The sequence below is a fragment of the Amycolatopsis sp. BJA-103 genome, assembly GCF_002849735.1.
Classification (GTDB): Bacteria; Actinomycetota; Actinomycetes; order Mycobacteriales; family Pseudonocardiaceae; genus Amycolatopsis.
Genome location: NZ_CP017780.1, coordinates 8,736,540 through 8,751,420 on the forward strand (window position 1 = coordinate 8,736,540; position 14,881 = coordinate 8,751,420).

The 14,881-nt window shown below is 70.4% G+C and carries 19 protein-coding genes; 8 read left to right on the forward strand and 11 right to left on the reverse strand.

Features of this window, described 5'->3' with window-relative positions; all coding sequences use genetic code 11:
- Window positions 1-21: 21 nt before the first annotated feature.
- Entirely contained in the window at window positions 22-933 is a 912-nt protein-coding gene (locus BKN51_RS39600; RefSeq protein WP_101612430.1) for a glycosyltransferase family 2 protein, read from the reverse strand.
- Window positions 934-952: 19 nt separating this feature from the next.
- On the opposite strand from BKN51_RS39600, the gene BKN51_RS39605 reads away from it, so the two are divergent.
- The 4 genes from BKN51_RS39605 (at window position 953) to BKN51_RS39620 (ending at window position 5,322) form a co-directional block, all read left to right on the forward strand.
- Window positions 953-2,020, forward strand: coding sequence for a glycosyltransferase family 4 protein (locus tag BKN51_RS39605; protein WP_101612431.1), 1,068 nt, complete (start codon window positions 953-955; stop codon window positions 2,018-2,020).
- A gap of 67 nt (window positions 2,021-2,087) precedes the next feature.
- Entirely contained in the window at window positions 2,088-3,224 is a 1,137-nt protein-coding gene (locus BKN51_RS39610; protein ID WP_101612432.1) for a glycosyltransferase family 4 protein, read from the forward strand.
- Between the two features lie 135 nt (window positions 3,225-3,359).
- Complete coding sequence (locus BKN51_RS39615; RefSeq protein WP_174720511.1) at window positions 3,360-4,223, forward strand: glycosyltransferase family 2 protein; 864 nt, start codon at window positions 3,360-3,362, stop codon at window positions 4,221-4,223.
- Window positions 4,224-4,281: 58 nt separating this feature from the next.
- Entirely contained in the window at window positions 4,282-5,322 is a 1,041-nt protein-coding gene (locus tag BKN51_RS39620) for a serine hydrolase domain-containing protein (protein ID WP_101612433.1), read from the forward strand.
- A gap of 83 nt (window positions 5,323-5,405) precedes the next feature.
- Here BKN51_RS39620 and BKN51_RS39625 read toward each other — a convergent pair whose 3' ends face one another.
- Together BKN51_RS39625 and BKN51_RS39630 are read right to left on the reverse strand one after the other, a co-directional pair.
- Window positions 5,406-5,903 carry a hypothetical protein gene (locus BKN51_RS39625; protein WP_168214497.1) on the reverse strand — a complete coding sequence of 166 codons (498 nt, stop codon included), beginning with the start codon at window positions 5,901-5,903 and terminating at the stop codon, window positions 5,406-5,408.
- A gap of 149 nt (window positions 5,904-6,052) precedes the next feature.
- A complete protein-coding gene (locus tag BKN51_RS39630) occupies window positions 6,053-6,505 on the reverse strand; it encodes an adenylyltransferase/cytidyltransferase family protein (RefSeq protein ID WP_020633630.1) in 453 nt (150 codons plus the stop codon).
- A 74-nt stretch (window positions 6,506-6,579) separates the two neighbouring features.
- Between BKN51_RS39630 and BKN51_RS39635 the strand changes: the two genes are divergently transcribed.
- Window positions 6,580-7,476 carry a DNA-3-methyladenine glycosylase family protein gene (locus BKN51_RS39635; RefSeq protein ID WP_101612434.1) on the forward strand — a complete coding sequence of 299 codons (897 nt, stop codon included), beginning with the start codon at window positions 6,580-6,582 and terminating at the stop codon, window positions 7,474-7,476.
- Window position 7,477: 1 nt separating this feature from the next.
- Here the strand turns inward: BKN51_RS39635 and BKN51_RS39640 are convergent, their stop codons facing one another.
- The 7 genes from BKN51_RS39640 to BKN51_RS39670 form a co-directional block, all read right to left on the reverse strand.
- The gene (locus BKN51_RS39640; RefSeq protein WP_101612435.1) at window positions 7,478-7,663 is read right to left on the reverse strand and encodes a hypothetical protein; all 186 of its coding nucleotides are present in this window, start codon (window positions 7,661-7,663) and stop codon (window positions 7,478-7,480) included.
- Between the two features lie 110 nt (window positions 7,664-7,773).
- Entirely contained in the window at window positions 7,774-8,124 is a 351-nt protein-coding gene (locus BKN51_RS39645; protein ID WP_101612436.1) for a GntR family transcriptional regulator, read from the reverse strand.
- Window positions 8,125-8,146: 22 nt separating this feature from the next.
- Window positions 8,147-8,806 (reverse strand): hypothetical protein, encoded by a 660-nt coding sequence (locus tag BKN51_RS39650; RefSeq protein WP_233223098.1) that lies wholly within the window; start codon window positions 8,804-8,806, stop codon window positions 8,147-8,149.
- Window positions 8,807-8,836: 30 nt separating this feature from the next.
- Window positions 8,837-9,382, reverse strand: coding sequence for an NUDIX hydrolase (locus tag BKN51_RS39655; protein ID WP_101612438.1), 546 nt, complete (start codon window positions 9,380-9,382; stop codon window positions 8,837-8,839).
- Window positions 9,379-10,716: a coenzyme F420-0:L-glutamate ligase gene (locus BKN51_RS39660; RefSeq protein WP_168214498.1), complete on the reverse strand. Its 1,338-nt coding sequence runs from the start codon at window positions 10,714-10,716 to the stop codon at window positions 9,379-9,381. Before BKN51_RS39660 ends, BKN51_RS39655 begins: the two co-directional genes overlap by 4 nt.
- Window positions 10,709-11,707 (reverse strand): 2-phospho-L-lactate transferase, encoded by a 999-nt coding sequence (gene cofD / locus BKN51_RS39665; protein ID WP_101612440.1) that lies wholly within the window; start codon window positions 11,705-11,707, stop codon window positions 10,709-10,711. The genes BKN51_RS39660 and cofD overlap by 8 nt, the downstream gene beginning before the upstream one ends.
- Window positions 11,704-12,438, reverse strand: a complete 735-nt coding sequence (locus BKN51_RS39670) for a GNAT family N-acetyltransferase (RefSeq protein WP_101612441.1) — start codon at window positions 12,436-12,438, stop codon at window positions 11,704-11,706. The genes cofD and BKN51_RS39670 overlap by 4 nt, the downstream gene beginning before the upstream one ends.
- Before the next feature lie 53 nt (window positions 12,439-12,491).
- Between BKN51_RS39670 and BKN51_RS39675 the strand changes: the two genes are divergently transcribed.
- From BKN51_RS39675 to dapC, 3 genes are all read left to right on the forward strand, one after another.
- Window positions 12,492-12,686 carry a hypothetical protein gene (locus BKN51_RS39675; RefSeq protein WP_101612442.1) on the forward strand — a complete coding sequence of 65 codons (195 nt, stop codon included), beginning with the start codon at window positions 12,492-12,494 and terminating at the stop codon, window positions 12,684-12,686.
- A gap of 110 nt (window positions 12,687-12,796) precedes the next feature.
- Complete coding sequence (fdxA, locus tag BKN51_RS39680; protein ID WP_016331413.1) at window positions 12,797-13,117, forward strand: ferredoxin; 321 nt, start codon at window positions 12,797-12,799, stop codon at window positions 13,115-13,117.
- Window positions 13,114-14,205 (forward strand): succinyldiaminopimelate transaminase, encoded by a 1,092-nt coding sequence (dapC, locus tag BKN51_RS39685; protein WP_101612443.1) that lies wholly within the window; start codon window positions 13,114-13,116, stop codon window positions 14,203-14,205. Before fdxA ends, dapC begins: the two co-directional genes overlap by 4 nt.
- Before the next feature lie 42 nt (window positions 14,206-14,247).
- On the opposite strand, the gene BKN51_RS39690 is transcribed toward dapC, so the two are convergent.
- Entirely contained in the window at window positions 14,248-14,856 is a 609-nt protein-coding gene (locus BKN51_RS39690; RefSeq protein ID WP_101612444.1) for a TetR/AcrR family transcriptional regulator, read from the reverse strand.
- Between the last annotated feature and the right edge of the window lie 25 nt (window positions 14,857-14,881).

A 14,881-nucleotide genomic window follows, 5' to 3' on the forward strand; every position in this document is an offset into this window, starting at 1 on the left:
TGCTACTCGAATGGCCCAAGCTTAAAGCCCGGCCCACGCCTCCCAGACCGCGCCTCGGTCGAGCGCCGCGCGGCGCCCGATGGCCCGCCGCTCGAACAGCGTGCGCGGCAGGCGGGCGGCGACGGCGCCCAAGACCCGGCATCGGAGGCTCAGACGGAAGTTCGGGGCCGCCGGTTTCCCACGGAGAGGAAGGATCGCGGTCAGCGCGGCGAACTTCACCAGCTGGCGGATCGCCACCGCGCGCGGAGCGCACCGGAGGAGGGTCAAGAGGCGGTTGCGTTCATTCCAAAGGTGGAACTGGACCGAACCCGGTTGAGTGCTCGCGCCATGCAGGTGGGTGACGTCGGCTTCGGCGCCGACGACGTCCCAGCCCGCGAGGCGGAGGCGCCACGCGGTGTCGGTGTCCTCGTAGTAGCAGAAGTAGGAGGCCGGGACGCCGCCGATGGAGCGGAGCGCCTCCACGTCGAGCACCGCCGCGCCCCCGCAGAAGCCGAAGACCTCGGCGGCGGGTTCGGGCAGGTCGGCGCCGTGCCCGTCGGCGGTCAGGCGGACGCCGGTCGACTGGACGGTGCCGTCGGCCAGCGTCAGCCGCGCGCTCACCGCCGCGGCGAGCGGGGCGTTCCCGAGGGTGTCTTCGCAGGTCGCGAGCCAGTCCGGGGTGGGCGCGGCGTCGTCGTTCAGCCACGCCATCAGCGGGGTGTCCACTTTGTCCAGTGCGGCGGCGATGGCACCCGCATAGCCGGTGTTGCGCCGCAGGCGGAGCACCTCGGGTTTCGACGGGTGGGCGGCGAGCAGCGCGGCCGTCCCGTCGTCGGAGGCGTTGTCGACGACCAGGGTGCGGTGCGGACGGGACTGCGCCGCGAGGGCGTCGAGGCAGTCGGTGATGTGCGCGGCGCCGCGCCAGGTGACCACGACGACGGTGGTGCTGGTCATGCCAGAGAGAATAGAGACCATGCCCGAACTGGTCGTGCTCGCCGAGCAGCTGTTGGCGCCCGTCCCCGGCGGGACCGGCCGCTACACCGGCGAGCTGCTGCGGGCGCTCGCCGAGACCGCGCCGCCCGGCTGGACGGTGTCGAGTGTGGTCGCACGGCATACCGGCATCGACGCTGTCGAAGCCGCGGTCGTCGAAGGGGTCGAGGGGCCGCGAGTGCTGCCGATCCCGCCCCGGGCGCTGATCGCGGCCTGGCAGCTGGGCCTGCCGTGGTGGCCGGGCGGCGACGCGGTCCACGCGCCGACGCCGCTCGCGCCCGCCCGGGTGCCGAAGGGGCGGACGCTGTCGGTCGCGGTGCACGACACCGTGCCGTGGACGCACCCCGAGACGCTGACCCCGCGCGGCGTCGCGTGGCACAAGGCGGTGATCGCACGGGCCGCGGCGCGGGCGACCGCGCTGACCGTGCCGACGCGAGCGATCGCGGACGAGCTCGCCGGGCTGGTGCCGGTCTCGGCGCCGCTGCGCGTGATTCCGCACGGCGTGCGGCCGCATGCCGAGTTCGCCGAGGTCACGGTGCCGGAGCGGTACGTGCTGGCGATCGGGACGATCGAGCCGCGCAAGGGCATCGACGTGCTGATCGACGCCGCGGGCCGGATCGGGGTGCCGCTGGTGCTGGCCGGGCAGCCCGGCTGGGGCGGGATCGACCCGGTGGCCCTGGCGCGTGAGCACGGCGCCGACGTCCGGGTGCTGGGGAAAGTGAGCGACGCGGAACTGGCGTTCGTGTTGCGGGGCGCGTCGGTGCTGGCGATGCCGAGCCGCGCGGAGGGCTTCGGGCTGCCGTTGATCGAAGCGATGGCGGCCGGGGTGCCGGTGGTGCACTCGGCCGTCCCGGCGCTGGTCGAGGTGGCCGGGGGAGCGGGCGTCGTCGTCCCGGTCGGCGAGGCGCAAGCGCTTGCCGACGCGCTGAGGGGCGTACTGGGCCATTCGGAGCAAGCCGCGTCGCTGCGTGACCGCGGTCTCAGCCGTTCGAGTGAGTTCACCTGGCAGCGTGCCGCTTCCGCCGTTTGGGGCCTTCACCTGCGCGGTTAGTTTGTCGGTTCCCCACCGCGGGGGAGGGGTGCCGTCGTACCCTGCGAGGGTGAGCGATGACCCTCGCGTGCTGATCGACGCGACAGCCGTCCCGGCCGACCGGGGTGGCGTCGGTCGCTACGTGGATTCGCTGGTCGCGGCGCTGGACGAGGACGGCGCGCGGATCACCGTCGTCTGCCAGCCGCGGGACGCGGTGCTGTACGACCGGCTGGCGCCCGGTGCGCGGATCGTGCCCACTTCGCCCTCGACGTCGACCAGGACGGCCCGGCTGACCTGGGAGCAGGCGACCCTGCCCCGGCTGGTGCGGCGGCTCGCCGCCGACGTCGTCCACTCGCCGCACTACACGATGCCGCTGGCCAGCCCGGCCGCTTCGGTGGTGACCCTGCACGACGCGACCTTCTTCACCGACGCTGTCCTGCACTCTTCGGTGAAGGCGCGCTTCTTCCGCGCCTGGACCGCGACGGCGCTTCGCCGCGCGACCCTGTGCGTCGTGCCGAGCCTCGCGACGGCGGCCGAACTGGAGCGCGTCGGCCAGGTGCGGACGGCCGAACTGGAGATCATCCACCACGGCGTCGAACCGGATCGGTTCCATCCGCCGTCCCCCGCCGAAATCGAGGCCGCGCGCCAGGCCGTCGGCCTCGGGAAGACGCCTTACGTCGCTTTCCTCGGCGCGCTGGAACCGCGCAAGAACGTCCCGGCGCTGATCCGCGGCTTCGCGCACGCCGTGATCGGCAGGCCGAACCCGCCGGCGCTGGTGCTGGCCGGGCAGCCGGGCTGGGATTCGCAGGTCGAGCGCGCGCTGGACGCCGTGCCGCACCGGCTGCGGGTGATCCGGGCGGGTTATCTGCCGTTCGACACACTCGCCGGTTTTCTCGGCGGGTCCGAACTGGTCGCGTACCCGAGCCTCGGCGAGGGATTCGGGCTGCCGGTGCTGGAAGCGATGGCGTGCGGCGCGAGTGTGCTCACGACCCGGCGGCTTTCGCTGCCGGAGGTCGGCGGGGACGCGGTCGCGTACTGCGGTGTCGGCGCCGGAGATGTCGCGGCGGCCATTTCGGAACTGCTCGACGCTCCCGCGCGGCGGGCCGAACTGGCCGAAGCCGCGCAGCTGCGGGCGAAGGAGTTCTCGTGGGCGACGACCGCGGAGCGCCATCGGGAGGCTTACGCGAAGGCTTGGTATCGGCATGCGCAGCGGCGGGCGGGCTGAAGGGGCCTTTGCCCGCGTTAGATGCAGGGAAAGGGCCCTTCGCCGCGTCGGATGCGGGTATGGGCCCCTTCAGCTCCTGCCGGCGTCGGGGGTGGGGGCCGGAATCGCGTTCGGTGACGGGTGGACAATGGCCGCGTGACTGAGCACCCCAGCTACGGCGACGGGATCGCCGTCGTGACCGTGACGTACTTCCCCGGCGAGACCCTCGAGAAGTTCCTCGACACGCTCGAGAAGGCGACGGACCGGGACGTCCAGGTCGTCGTCGCGGACAACGACTCGACCGACGGCGCGCCGGAGAAGGCCGCCCGCCGGGAGAACGTCAAGCTGCTCAGCATCGGCGAGAACGTCGGTTACGGCACGGCCGCCAACCGCGGCGTCGCTGAGCTCGACGACAGCTATGGCTGGGTCGTCGTGGTGAACCCGGACCTCGAATGGGAACCCGGTTCGCTCGACGCGCTGCTGGAGGTCGCCGGGCGCTGGCCGCGCGGTGGCGCGTTCGGGCCGCTCATCCACGACCTCGACGGCACCGTCTACCCGTCGGCCCGGCTGCTGCCGTCGTTCGGCCGGGGGATCGGGCACGCGGCGTTCGGCAAGATCTGGCCGGGCAACCCGTGGACGCGCCAGTACCGGCAGGAGACCGGCACTCCGGTCGAGCGGACGGCGGGCTGGCTTTCGGGGTCCTGCCAGCTGTTCCGTCGCGAGGCCTTCGACTCGGTCGACGGATTCGACACGCGCTACTTCATGTACTTCGAGGACGTCGACCTCGGCGAGCGGCTGTCCCGCGCGGGCTGGCTGAACGTTTACGCGCCTTCGTCCAGCGTCATGCACATCGGCGGGCACTCGACTTCGCAGGCTTCGGAGAAGATGCTGCGCGCGCACCACGACAGTGCGTACCGCTACCTCGCGGACCGTCACCGCGGCCTCCTGTGGAAGCCGGTCATGCTCGCGGTGAAGGCCGGGCTCGCGCTGCGGCTCAAGCTGGAGACGCGCAAGAAGTAGCCGTTCCGGTCAACGGAACTCACGCGACTCGCGAACCCGCCGTCGTTACCGTCGGTGCATGGATTTCGCCGAGTTGGACGCCTGGTTGACCGAACGTGCCGGTGAGGATCGCTTCTCCGGGGTCGTGCTGATCCGCCGCGGCGACGAGACGCTGTTCGAGCGCGGATACGGCTTGGCCAGCCGTCGCTGGTCGGTGCCGAACGCGCCCGACATCCGGTACGACACCGCGTCGATCACCAAGGTCATCACCGCGATCGCCGCCTTGCAGCTGGTCGAGCAGGGGCGGCTGGACCTCGACCGTCCGATCGGCGAGATCATCGATCTCACCGGAACGGCGATCGCGACCGGGGCGACGACGCGGCAACTGCTCACGCACACTTCCGGCATCGCCGACGACGCCGACGAAGAGGCGGGCGAGAGCTACGAGGCGCTGTGGGTCGACAAGCCGGTGTACTCGGTCGTGAACACGCGCGACCACCTGCCCAATTTCGCTTACCGGGCAGCGAACTTCGCGCCCGGCGAGGGCTGCCGGTACTGCAATTCGGGATACGTCCTCGCCGGTCTGGTGATCGAGGCGATCGTCGGCGGGCCCTATCGCGAGTATGTCCAGGAAACCGTGCTCGACCGCGCGGGAATGGCCGAGTCGGGTTTCTTCGACCGGCGCGATCCGCAGCCGAGGGTCGCCGAGGGCTGGGACGAGATCTTCGACGGCGACGTGGTCACCGGGTGGAAGCAGAACATCTTCAGCTACCCGCCGATCGGTTCACCCGATGGGGGTGCCTACTGCACCGTCGGCGACCTCGTCCTGTTTCTGCGGGCGATCCGTGAGGAGCGACTCCTGTCGCCGGAGCGCACGAAGGAGTTCCTCACGCCTCAGGTGCTCCACAGCAAGGGTGTCTGGTACGGCTTCGGCCTCGAATTCGTCCTGGAGCAGGACGGCTCGGTGTGGAACTGCTACAAGGACGGCGGCAACGCCGGCGTCTGCTCGCTCGCGCGGCACTATCCGGGTGAGGGGCTGGATGTCGCCATGTTGTCGAACGCCACGTACGGCGGGGGCGCGGCGATCCAGGAGATCGATCGGGTGATCCGGGCTGGCTGATGTGGTGGGTCCCTGAATGCTATGAAAGTCCCCTTCATTGCAAAATTTGCAATGAAGGGGACTTTCATAGCGCGCGCGAGGGGCTAGATGCCGTCCAGCCGGCGCGAAAGGTTCGAACGCCCCGAAGGGTTCTGCTTCACCGTCGGGACCAGGCCGCCGACCTCGTTCTCGGCGGTCTCCGGTTCCGGGTGCTCGATCAGGGGGCTCCTCACCGGCGCGGCGGGCGGCCGCCGGGTGAGCGGGGTCGTCGCCTGCGGCAAGGGCCTGGTCGGCTGCATGCCGGGACGGCGCGGGTACGGCTGGGGCTGCGTCGAGCCCTCGCCCCGCGCCGGCGGCAGGTCCATCCGCGTCGTCGGTTCGGGCCCCGCCAGCGGGTGATCGTTTTCCGCGATCAGCGAGGCCGGTAGCTGGGTGGTCGTGTCCGGGTCCGATGAACGGTCGATTTCGGCGACCACCGATCGGGGGATCTGCTGGGTGTTCGCGGAGTCCATCGGCGACGTCGCGTTGTCCGGTGTCACGACGAAGGCTCCACGCGCGCTGGCGCGTGCGAGCAAGGCGTCCGCCCGAGCACGGGGGTCCATTCCCCTAGGCCTCCCGACTGACCTGGGGCCCTCTGGGTTCAGGGCCGACTGTGTTGTGTTCAGGGTAGGCCCTAGGAGCGGCCGCCGTCAGCAGACCCGCAAACGTCGTCCGACAAATGTTGGCGAGCACCTGGCGGGCCGCGGAGAGCTCAGGCTTCCATGTCCGACAGGATCCGGGTGCTGGAGTCGGCCTTGTCCGTGCCGCCGATGCCGTAGAGCAGCGCGATGTTGTTGCGGGCGCCCGCCTCGATCTCATCGGCGGGAAGCTCGTCGACGCTGCGCCTGTCGCCGCCGTTGCAGAACTCGAGCTCCGTGTCCGGGTACGCCGCCCGGATCAGGTCGAACGATTCGTTGATGCCCGGCCCCTGCTCGACGGCGACGTACACGTCGTCGACGATGCGCAGCGCGCGGACGATCCTGGCCCGGATGTCCTCGGTCTGGATCACCCTGCCCTTTTTGAGCACTTGCTGGTGATCGTTGTTCACGATGACGATCAGGTAGCCGGACCGCGCTTGCGCGTCCTCGAACAGGTCGAGGTGGCCCTGGTGGAGCGGGTTGAAGTACCCGCTGACGATCGAGGCCTTCGCCGGTCGCTCGGTCATCGTCGGTGTCCTCCATCGGCTTACGGTTCGGGTGGCTCGGACAACCCTAGCCGAGTGCCGGGTAGTTTCACCGTGTGCTGTTCCGCCCCGGCTTCGAACTCGACCTGGACACGGTGCTGGGTCCGTTGAGCCGTGGGTCGCGCTCGCCCAACGTCGTCCGCACCGAGGGCGGGGTCACCTGGCTGGCCGCCAACACCGCGGATGGTGCGGGCACGCTCGCGCTGCTGCGGCGCGCGGACGGCGAGATCGAGGCGGAGGCCTGGGGCCCCGGCGCGGACAGGCTGCTCGACGGTGTCCCGGCGATGCTGGGCGCGCAGGACGACGACTCCGAATTCGTCGCGCACCACGATGTCGTCGCGTCGGCGCGCCGCCTCAATCCGGGATTGCGCCTCGGCTCGACGGGCAGGGTGTGGGACGCGCTGGTGCTCGCCGTGCTGGAACAGAAGGTGACCAGCACGGAGGCACTGCGGTCGTGGAGCGAACTGTGCCGCTGGTTCGGGGAACAGGCGCCAGGGCCGGGGCCGTCACGGCTGCGCGTGCCGCCGACGCCCGTCGCCATCCGCTCCATTGTGGACTGGAAATGGCATCGCGCCGGGGTGGACCTGAAACGGCGGACGACGCTGATCACCGCGGCCCGCGTGGCGCCTCGCCTGGAGAAGGCCGTCGAACTCAAGGGTGCCGAAGGCCGGGCCTGGCTGCGGAAGGTGCCCGGCATCGGCGTCTGGACCGCGTCGGAGATCGCGCAGCGCGCCTGGGGAGACCCGGACGCGGTGAGCTTCGGCGACTACAACATCCCGTCGATGGTCGGGCACGCGCTCGTCGGCACGAAACTCGACGACGCCGGGATGTCCGAGGTGCTGGCGCCGTATTCGCCGCAGCGCCAGCGCGCGGTGCGCTACCTGTCGACGGCGGGATTCCGCCGTCCGAGGTTCGGGCCGAAGATCGAACTCCGCGACTACCGCGCGATGTGACTCAGTTGCCCCAGCCCTGCGGCGGGTAGGGCTGCTGCTGGCTCGGGTACTGCGGCTGCTGCTGCGGGTACTGGTGGTGGGGGAGCGCGGGCGGCTGCTTGCTGTTCGACTTCACCAGGAAGTAGACGCCGACCCCGATCCCGGCCACGACCAGGAAACCGACCATGAGTACGAGAAGGAAGACCATGTCCCGAGGTTAACCGGTCCGGCGATCACCAACCGGGCGGAGGCTGCAACGGCTTCGGCTTGTCGTGCATCTTGATGTGGCGTGGGTCGAGGGCCTTGCTTCTCGGTAGATCAGCCCAGGGCCGCGTCGACGATCGCCTTCGCCTCGTCACGGTCGAGGCCCAGTTTCCTGGTCAGCGCGGCGTAGTCGGCGGCCGCCTGCCTGGCCCGTTCGCGGGTCTCGTCGCCGACGGCGCTGACGAAAGTGCCCGCCCGGCCACGGGTCTCGATCAGGCCCGCTTCTTCGAGTTCGCGATAGGCCTTGGCGACTGTGTTCGGGGCGATGCCGAGGTCCTCGGCCAGTTTCCGCACGGTCGGGAGTTTCGCCCCGACGGGCAGCGAGCCGTCGTTGATCCGCGTCGCGTAGGCGGTGCGCACCTGCTCGAAGGGCGGGACCGAGGAGTTCGGGTCGACCCTGACCATGCGGTTCTTCTCCCTGCTCGGGTTACTGGCGGGGCGGGAGGACCTGGGTCCGGTCGCCGCCGGGGACGACCTGGGTGGCGTCGCCCCCGCCGCCGGGCACCACCTGCGTCCGGTCCCCGCCCGCGGGTGCGACGACCTGCGTGCGATCGGCGCCGGCGTCCGCCTGCTGCTGCCGGGACACGACCTGCGTGCGGTCGGCGCTGCCGTCGACCGGCGGCCCGGCCTGCGGAGGCGGCGGCGGCGGGAAACCGGGCTGGGACATCGAAGGCTGCGGCATCGGCGGCTGCGACATACCGGGCGCGCCGAAGGGGCCGGGGGCGCCGTGTGGCGGCGCGAAACCCATCGGAGCGGGGGCCGGGGGCGGCGGGAAGCCGGGAGCCTGGCCGTAACCGGGCTGAGGCGGCGGGAAGCCGGGCTGCTGCCAGTTGCCCTGCGGGGCGGGGCCACCGGCGGGCGGCGGAGGGGGCGGGAAGCCCGGAGCCGGGCCGCCACCGCCGAAGTTCGGGTTCTGCGGGAAGGTCATCGGCGGCTTCTTCGCCTGGTTGACCTTCACGATGATCACCACGACCACGATGATGATAATGATGATCGCCAAGATCAGCAGGACCCAGCCGGCGCCGTCACCGTCCCCGCTGCTGTGGACCCGGACCCGGTCCAGGTATGGCGTCAGCGTCGTCAGCATCATTCCCCCTTTTGAACGTCAGCCGACACCCTAACGGCCGGACGTCGCGGGGAGGGCCGCTTCCACCAGTTCGGCGAGATCTTCCGACCCTTTCGGCAGGGAATTCACCGGCCACCAACGAAGATCGTCCGATTCGTCGCTTTGGACCGGTTGTGCGTCCCGGGGTGCGCGCACCGCGAAACGGACGTCGAAATGCCGGGTCGGCACGCCGAGCGAGCAGGTGATCGGGTGGACGTCGAGGTGCACCGGGACCGGGTCGATCACCAGGTCGTCGATCCCGGATTCCTCGCGTGCCTCACGTAAAGCGGCCGCGGCGAGCGTGGTGTCCTCCGGCTCGCAGTGTCCGCCGAGCTGAAGCCAGCGCCCGACCCGCGGGTGCAGTGTGAGGAGGACGTTCTCCGCGTCGGCGTCGAGAAGGACGGCCGACGCGGTGATGTGCCCGGCCGCGCATTCGCGGCGGCAGACGTCGTCGCGGGCGGCGAGGAAGCCCAAATAGGCCTGGCGCAAGGATTCCTGCGCGGCGTCCGCCGGTCGCCAACGGGACAAAGTGGACACGGTGTCTTCGTGCAGGGTCACAGTTCGAGAAGTCCTTCACCGGGTTCGACGGGGCCGCGCGCGGGCGGCAGGGCGGCGGGGTGCCCGATCGCGACCGCGCCGAGCGGTTCCCAGCGCGCGTCCAGGCCGAGGATCTCGCGGACGAGGTCGGCGGCGAAGATGGTCGACCCGATCCAGCACGAGCCGAGGTCTTCGGCGGCGAGCGCGACCAGCAGGCCCTGCACCGCGGCGCCACCGGCGACGGTGAACATCGTGTGCTCGCAGGCGTTCCGCCGGTCGTCGCGGTAGGTGTGCGCGCCCTCGGCGACGAGGAACGGCACCACGACCTCGGGCGCGTTGTACAGGATGTCGCCGCGGCTGAGGCGTTTCGAGACCTGCTCGGGGGTGAAGTCGTCGCCTTCGAGATCGGCCTGCCAAGACGCCTTCATCGCGTCGAGAAGCTTGTGGCGCAAGCCTTCCTCGCGCAGCCACACGAACCGGACCGGCTTCGTGTGGTGCGGCGCGGGGGCTGTCAGCGCGGTCCCGACCGCGCGGCGCAGCACCTCGGGATCGACCGGCTCGTCGGTGAACGACCGGATCGAGCGGCGCGCGAGTACCGCTTCCCGGCGGCCCTGCGCGAGGGCTTCGTTGGTGCCGAGCCGGAACAGGTCTTCTTCGACCGGGCGGATCAGCTTGCGGGCGGTGGACCCGTCGTCGGTCAGGCGCAGCCCGCGGACGACGGCGGCCGGTGTCCCGCCGAGTTTGCCCTTGACCAGATCCGCCGCGGCGGCGAGTTCGTCGGCGATCGCCACCTCGGTGACCGCGAGTTCGTTGCCCTGGCCGTCGATCTCGCCCGCGTACGAATGCAGCACCCGCAGGCCGGACGAGCCGATCGCGGCGTCGGTCTGCCCGACCCGCCACGCGCGGCCCATCGTGTCGGTGACCACGACGGCGATCTCGACGCCCAGCCGTTCGCGCAAGCCGTTCCGCAGTGCGAGCGCGGAGGCGTCCGGATCGGACGGCAGCAGCGCGACCTCGCCCGAGGCCACGTTCGACGCGTCGACCCCGGACGCGGCCTGCACGATGCCGAGCCGGTTTTCGGTGATCACCGTCCGGTTGATCCGCGCGATCACGCGGACGGACTCGTCCTCGACGAGTTTGCGCCGGGCGGCGTCACGCTCTTCGGGGTCGGCCGGGACGCGGATGAGCATGCCCTCGACCTTGGAGACGATCTTGCTCGTCACGACCAGGACGTCGCCGGAGCGCAGCCACGGGGCCGCGCCGACGAAGGCCCCGGTCAGGTCGTCACCGGGGCGGAACTCCGGGAGGCCTTCGACCGGCAGGATCTCGATCTTCGCGGAAGCGTGGTCAGTCAACGGAAACTCCGGCCAGCTCGAAAGCGGCGCGCACCATCGCCTCGGTCGCGTCCACATCGGACATCAGCAGCGGGACGTCGCGGACGGCGACTCCCGGCACGTCCACGGTCTCGCCCTCGGCGACCAGCCAGCCGTCGAGAACGCCCTCCGCGGATTCCTTGCGGGAGCCGTAATGCCGCCCGACGGCCTCGGCCGAGGTCTCCACGCCGATCGCGCTCAGGCACGCGTCGGCCATACCGCGCAACGCCTTCCCTCCGATGATCGGCGAGATGCCGACGACCTTGGCGCGCGTCTTCCGCAGCGCGTCGCGGATTCCCGGGACGCCGAGGGTCGTGCCCACCGACACCACCGGGTTGGACGGCGCGAACAGCACGAGGTCGGCGCCCGCGATCGCGTCGAGCACACCCGGCGCCGGTTTGGCCTCGTCGGCGCCGACGGCGATGATCGAGTGCGCCTTCGGCTCGGCGCGATAGCGCACCCACCACTCCTGGAAGTGGATGGCCTTGCGCTGGTCCGGATCTTCGGGGTCGTCGATCACGACATGCGTTTCGACGCGGTCGTCCGACATCGGCAGCAGGCGCACGCCCGGCTGCCAGCGGTCGCACAGTGCCTCGGTGACCTGCGAGAGCGGATAGCCGGCGCGCAGCATCCGCGAGCGGATCAGATGCGTCGCGATGTCCTTGTCGCCCAAACCGAACCAGGTCGGCTCGGCGCCGTACTCGGCGAGCTCCTCCTTGACGGTCCAGGTCTCGCCGGAGTGGCCCCATCCGCGCTCTTTGTCGATCCCCCCGCCGAGGGTGTACATGCAGGTGTCCAGGTCCGGGCAGATGCGCAGACCGTGCATCCACACGTCGTCCCCGGTGTTCACCAGCGCGGTCACCTCGTGCGGCGATTCCGGGGCGGAACCGATCGCGGGCAGACCCAGTGCTTGCTTGACCCCCAGCAGGAAGCGGGCCCCGCCCACTCCGCCGACCAAAATGACGACCCTCACGACGGGCGATCCTCGCACGCGTCCGCACCCGGGGCCCAGTAGCGGTACCTGTGGTGCTCCGTACAGCCCAGGTCTTCGTAGAGTTTCAGCGCGCCGGAGTTCGCCACCGCGACCTGCAGCAGCATCCCGTTCGCGCCCTGACCGGCGGCCCAGGCGCCCACGGCGTTCATCAGCCCGCGTGCCAGCCCCCGCCGCCGGAACTCCTCCCGGACCTCCAGCCGGGCGACGTGCAGCCACTCGCCGACGATCGCGCCGCGCACCGCCCCGGCCGTGACGCCGTCCAGCTCCACGACCCCGAAGCCGATCTTGCCGGTGCCGAGAACGTGCCGCGGCCCGTCCGCCGGCTCCGCGCTGCCGGTCGTCAGTTCCCACCATCCGGGCGTCGGCTCGTCCAAAACCACCGCTCCCGCCGAGGTCCCGCGCGAGAGCGGGCCCGTCATCAGGCGAACCTCGTGCGCGGGGCGGTGTTCCACATACTGGACCCAGCCGTTCGCGGCAATTTCGTCTTCGATGGACGTGTTCTGGATCACCTGCACGACGGGCGGGATGGCATGATCGTGCGCGAAGTCACAGACCGCCCGCAGGGCCTCTGGCAGGGGTTTTCCCGGGTCACCGATCGCCAGGGCACTGTTCGCCCGGGCGGTGAACCCGTCCGCCCAGCGCAGCCTCCAGTCGCCGATCCGGCTCTCCAGCAGGGGCGTCCAGGCCTGGCTGCAGGCGAGCTCGAGCATTTCCGCAGTGTTCACGGTTAGATTGTGACAAGGAAGGCAGTGGGAGGAACCCGATGAGCATCGCGCGCAAGGACGACCGGCACAACGAAGACCTGGTCCGCGAGATCTCCGACGGCTTCAACCGGGCTTTGGGCTCGGAGAACGCCGTCGAGAAGGCGGACGCCGAAAAGGCGAAACCCGCCGCGCCGAAGTTCGTCATCACTGGGGACAGCAGGGCCACTCCGCCGCCTCGCCGGAAAGACCGCTGAAAGCCCATACCCGGGGTACGGATAAGGGTGGCCTAAGCGGGCCGGTCGCGCCCGTGGGCGCGTAATGTCCGTTGCAGACTGGTGAAGCAGAGATAAAGCAGGAGTGCGCAGTGACCTACGTGATCGCCGAGCCCTGCGTCGACGTGCTCGACAAGGCGTGTATCGACGAGTGCCCCGTGGACTGCATCTACGAGGGTGACCGCATGCTGTACATCCACCCGGACGAATGCGTCGACTGCGGTGCCTGCGAGCCGGTTTGCCCCGTCGAGGCGATCTACTACGAGGACGACGTCCCCGACGAGTGGAACGACTACACCAAGGCCAACGTCGACTTCTTCGACGAACTCGGCTCGCCCGGTGGTGCTTCGAAGGTCGGCAAGACCAGCCACGACCCCGCCTTCATCAAGGCTCTTCCCCCGCAGGGCGAATGAGCCGGGTCGTCCTTCCTGATTTTCCCTGGGACTCCCTCGCCGAAGCCAAGACGAAGGCCCGGGCGCATCCCGGTGGCATCGTCGACCTGTCGATCGGCACGCCGGTGGACCCGGTCCCCGAGAGCATCCGCGCGGCGCTCGCGTCCGTTTCGGAGATCCCGGGGTATCCGACCACGCACGGCGTCCCCGAGCTGAGGGTCGCCGCGATCGAAGCGCTTTCGCGGCGACACGGCGTCGAGGGCGTTCCCGAAGCGGCCGTACTGCCGACGATCGGTTCCAAGGAACTGGTCGCTTCGCTGCCTCGGCAACTGGGCTTCGGCCCGGGTGACCTCGTTGTCATCCCCGAGGTGGCGTACCCGACGTACGAGGTCGGCGTGCTGATGGCGGGTGCTTCCCTGCTTCGCGCGGACAGCACCTTCGCGCTCGGCCCGCAGCGGCCGTCGATGCTGTGGCTGAACTCGCCGTCGAACCCGACCGGGCGTGTGCTCGGTGTCGATCACCTGCGCAAGGTGGTCGAATGGGCGCGGGAACGCGACGTCGTCGTGGTCTCCGACGAGTGTTATCTGGCGCTGGGCTGGGAAAACGAGCCCGTGTCGATCCTGCACCCGTCCGTGCACGGCGGCTCGCTCGACGGCCTGCTGGCCGTCCACTCGCTGTCGAAGTCCGCGAACCTCGCCAGCTACCGCGCCGGATTCGTCACCGGCGACCCGAAACTCGTCGCCGGCCTGCTGGAGATCCGCAAGCACTCCGGGCTGATCGTGCCGCGTCCGGTGCAGGAGGCCATGGTCGCCGCGCTGAAAGACGACGAAGCCCTTGCCGTCCAACGGGAACGCTATGCGCGCCGTCGACTGGTGCTGCGGAAGGCGTTGCTGGACAGCGGTTTCGAGATCTCGCACTCGGAGGCGGGGCTCTATCTCTGGTCGACGCGCGGGGAATCCGCGCTCGACACGGTCGACTGGCTCGCCGATCGCGGCATCCTCGCCGCGCCGGGCACGTTCTACGGGCCGACGGGCGGCCGGCACGTCCGGATCGCCCTGACGGCGACGGACGAGCGGATCGACGCTGCCGCGGAGCGGCTCACCGCCTGAGTCGGGCGCGGTTGGTGCCCCTAGCACTGGGGGCGGGGGCATTCAGACCGCGTCGCGGCCGGTGAACCCCCGGTAGATGAACCGCGTGAGCGCCTCGATGGCTTCCTCTTCGGAAGCCGATGACGGGTCGAGCAGCCACGTGTGCGCGAAGCCGTTGACCAGTTCGGCCATCATCGCGAGCGAAAGCCGTTCCGACGCCGGGAGTTCCATCCCCGCCGCGGTGATGTACCCGAGGTGGTCGAGGATGTCGGCCGCCTGCTGGGCGCCGAACCGCGCGAAGGTGCGTGCGAAATCGTCGCTGACCATCGCGGCCTGGCGCAGGGCGAGCATCGTCGCGGCGTTGTCCCGATGGAAGTTCCAGTACTCGCGGACGTGCCAGCGGACCGCGTCCGGGTCGGTGAAGTCGGCTTTGTGCTCCGGCAGGGACGCGTTGACGTCGCTCGCCGCCGCGAGGTCCGCGAGGAGCGCTTCGAGCAGCTCCTCCTTGCCCGCGAAGTGGTTGTAGAACGACCCCGCCGCGCGTCCGGCTTCCGCCGTGATGTCGGTGATCTTGGTGTTCAGGTACCCCTTCGCCGCGAAAACGCGCTTCGCCGCGTCCTTGAGCGCGGCCTCGGTCTCTGCCGCCTTCTCCTTGCGGCTCGTCGCCGTCATCGGCACCTCCTTGACACGGAAGGCT

What these genes read in the sequence shown, in the direction of transcription:
- BKN51_RS39640 (WP_101612435.1), bottom strand. Translation starts at nt 7,663, where the DNA reads ATGGTCTTCCTTCTCGTACTCATGGTCGGTTTCCTGGTCGTGGCCGGG.
- BKN51_RS39645 (WP_101612436.1), bottom strand. Translation starts at nt 8,124, where the DNA reads ATGGTCAGGGTCGACCCGAACTCCTCGGTCCCGCCCTTCGAGCAGGTG.
- BKN51_RS39600 (WP_101612430.1), bottom strand. Translation starts at nt 933, where the DNA reads ATGACCAGCACCACCGTCGTCGTGGTCACCTGGCGCGGCGCCGCGCAC.
- BKN51_RS39620 (WP_101612433.1), top strand. Translation starts at nt 4,282, where the DNA reads ATGGATTTCGCCGAGTTGGACGCCTGGTTGACCGAACGTGCCGGTGAG.
- BKN51_RS39670 (WP_101612441.1), bottom strand. Translation starts at nt 12,438, where the DNA reads ATGCTCGAGCTCGCCTGCAGCCAGGCCTGGACGCCCCTGCTGGAGAGC.
- BKN51_RS39630 (WP_020633630.1), bottom strand. Translation starts at nt 6,505, where the DNA reads ATGACCGAGCGACCGGCGAAGGCCTCGATCGTCAGCGGGTACTTCAAC.
- BKN51_RS39650 (WP_233223098.1), bottom strand. Translation starts at nt 8,806, where the DNA reads ATGCTGACGACGCTGACGCCATACCTGGACCGGGTCCGGGTCCACAGC.
- BKN51_RS39675 (WP_101612442.1), top strand. Translation starts at nt 12,492, where the DNA reads ATGAGCATCGCGCGCAAGGACGACCGGCACAACGAAGACCTGGTCCGC.
- BKN51_RS39625 (WP_168214497.1), bottom strand. Translation starts at nt 5,903, where the DNA reads ATGGACCCCCGTGCTCGGGCGGACGCCTTGCTCGCACGCGCCAGCGCG.
- dapC (WP_101612443.1), top strand. Translation starts at nt 13,114, where the DNA reads ATGAGCCGGGTCGTCCTTCCTGATTTTCCCTGGGACTCCCTCGCCGAA.
- BKN51_RS39690 (WP_101612444.1), bottom strand. Translation starts at nt 14,856, where the DNA reads ATGACGGCGACGAGCCGCAAGGAGAAGGCGGCAGAGACCGAGGCCGCG.
- BKN51_RS39605 (WP_101612431.1), top strand. Translation starts at nt 953, where the DNA reads ATGCCCGAACTGGTCGTGCTCGCCGAGCAGCTGTTGGCGCCCGTCCCC.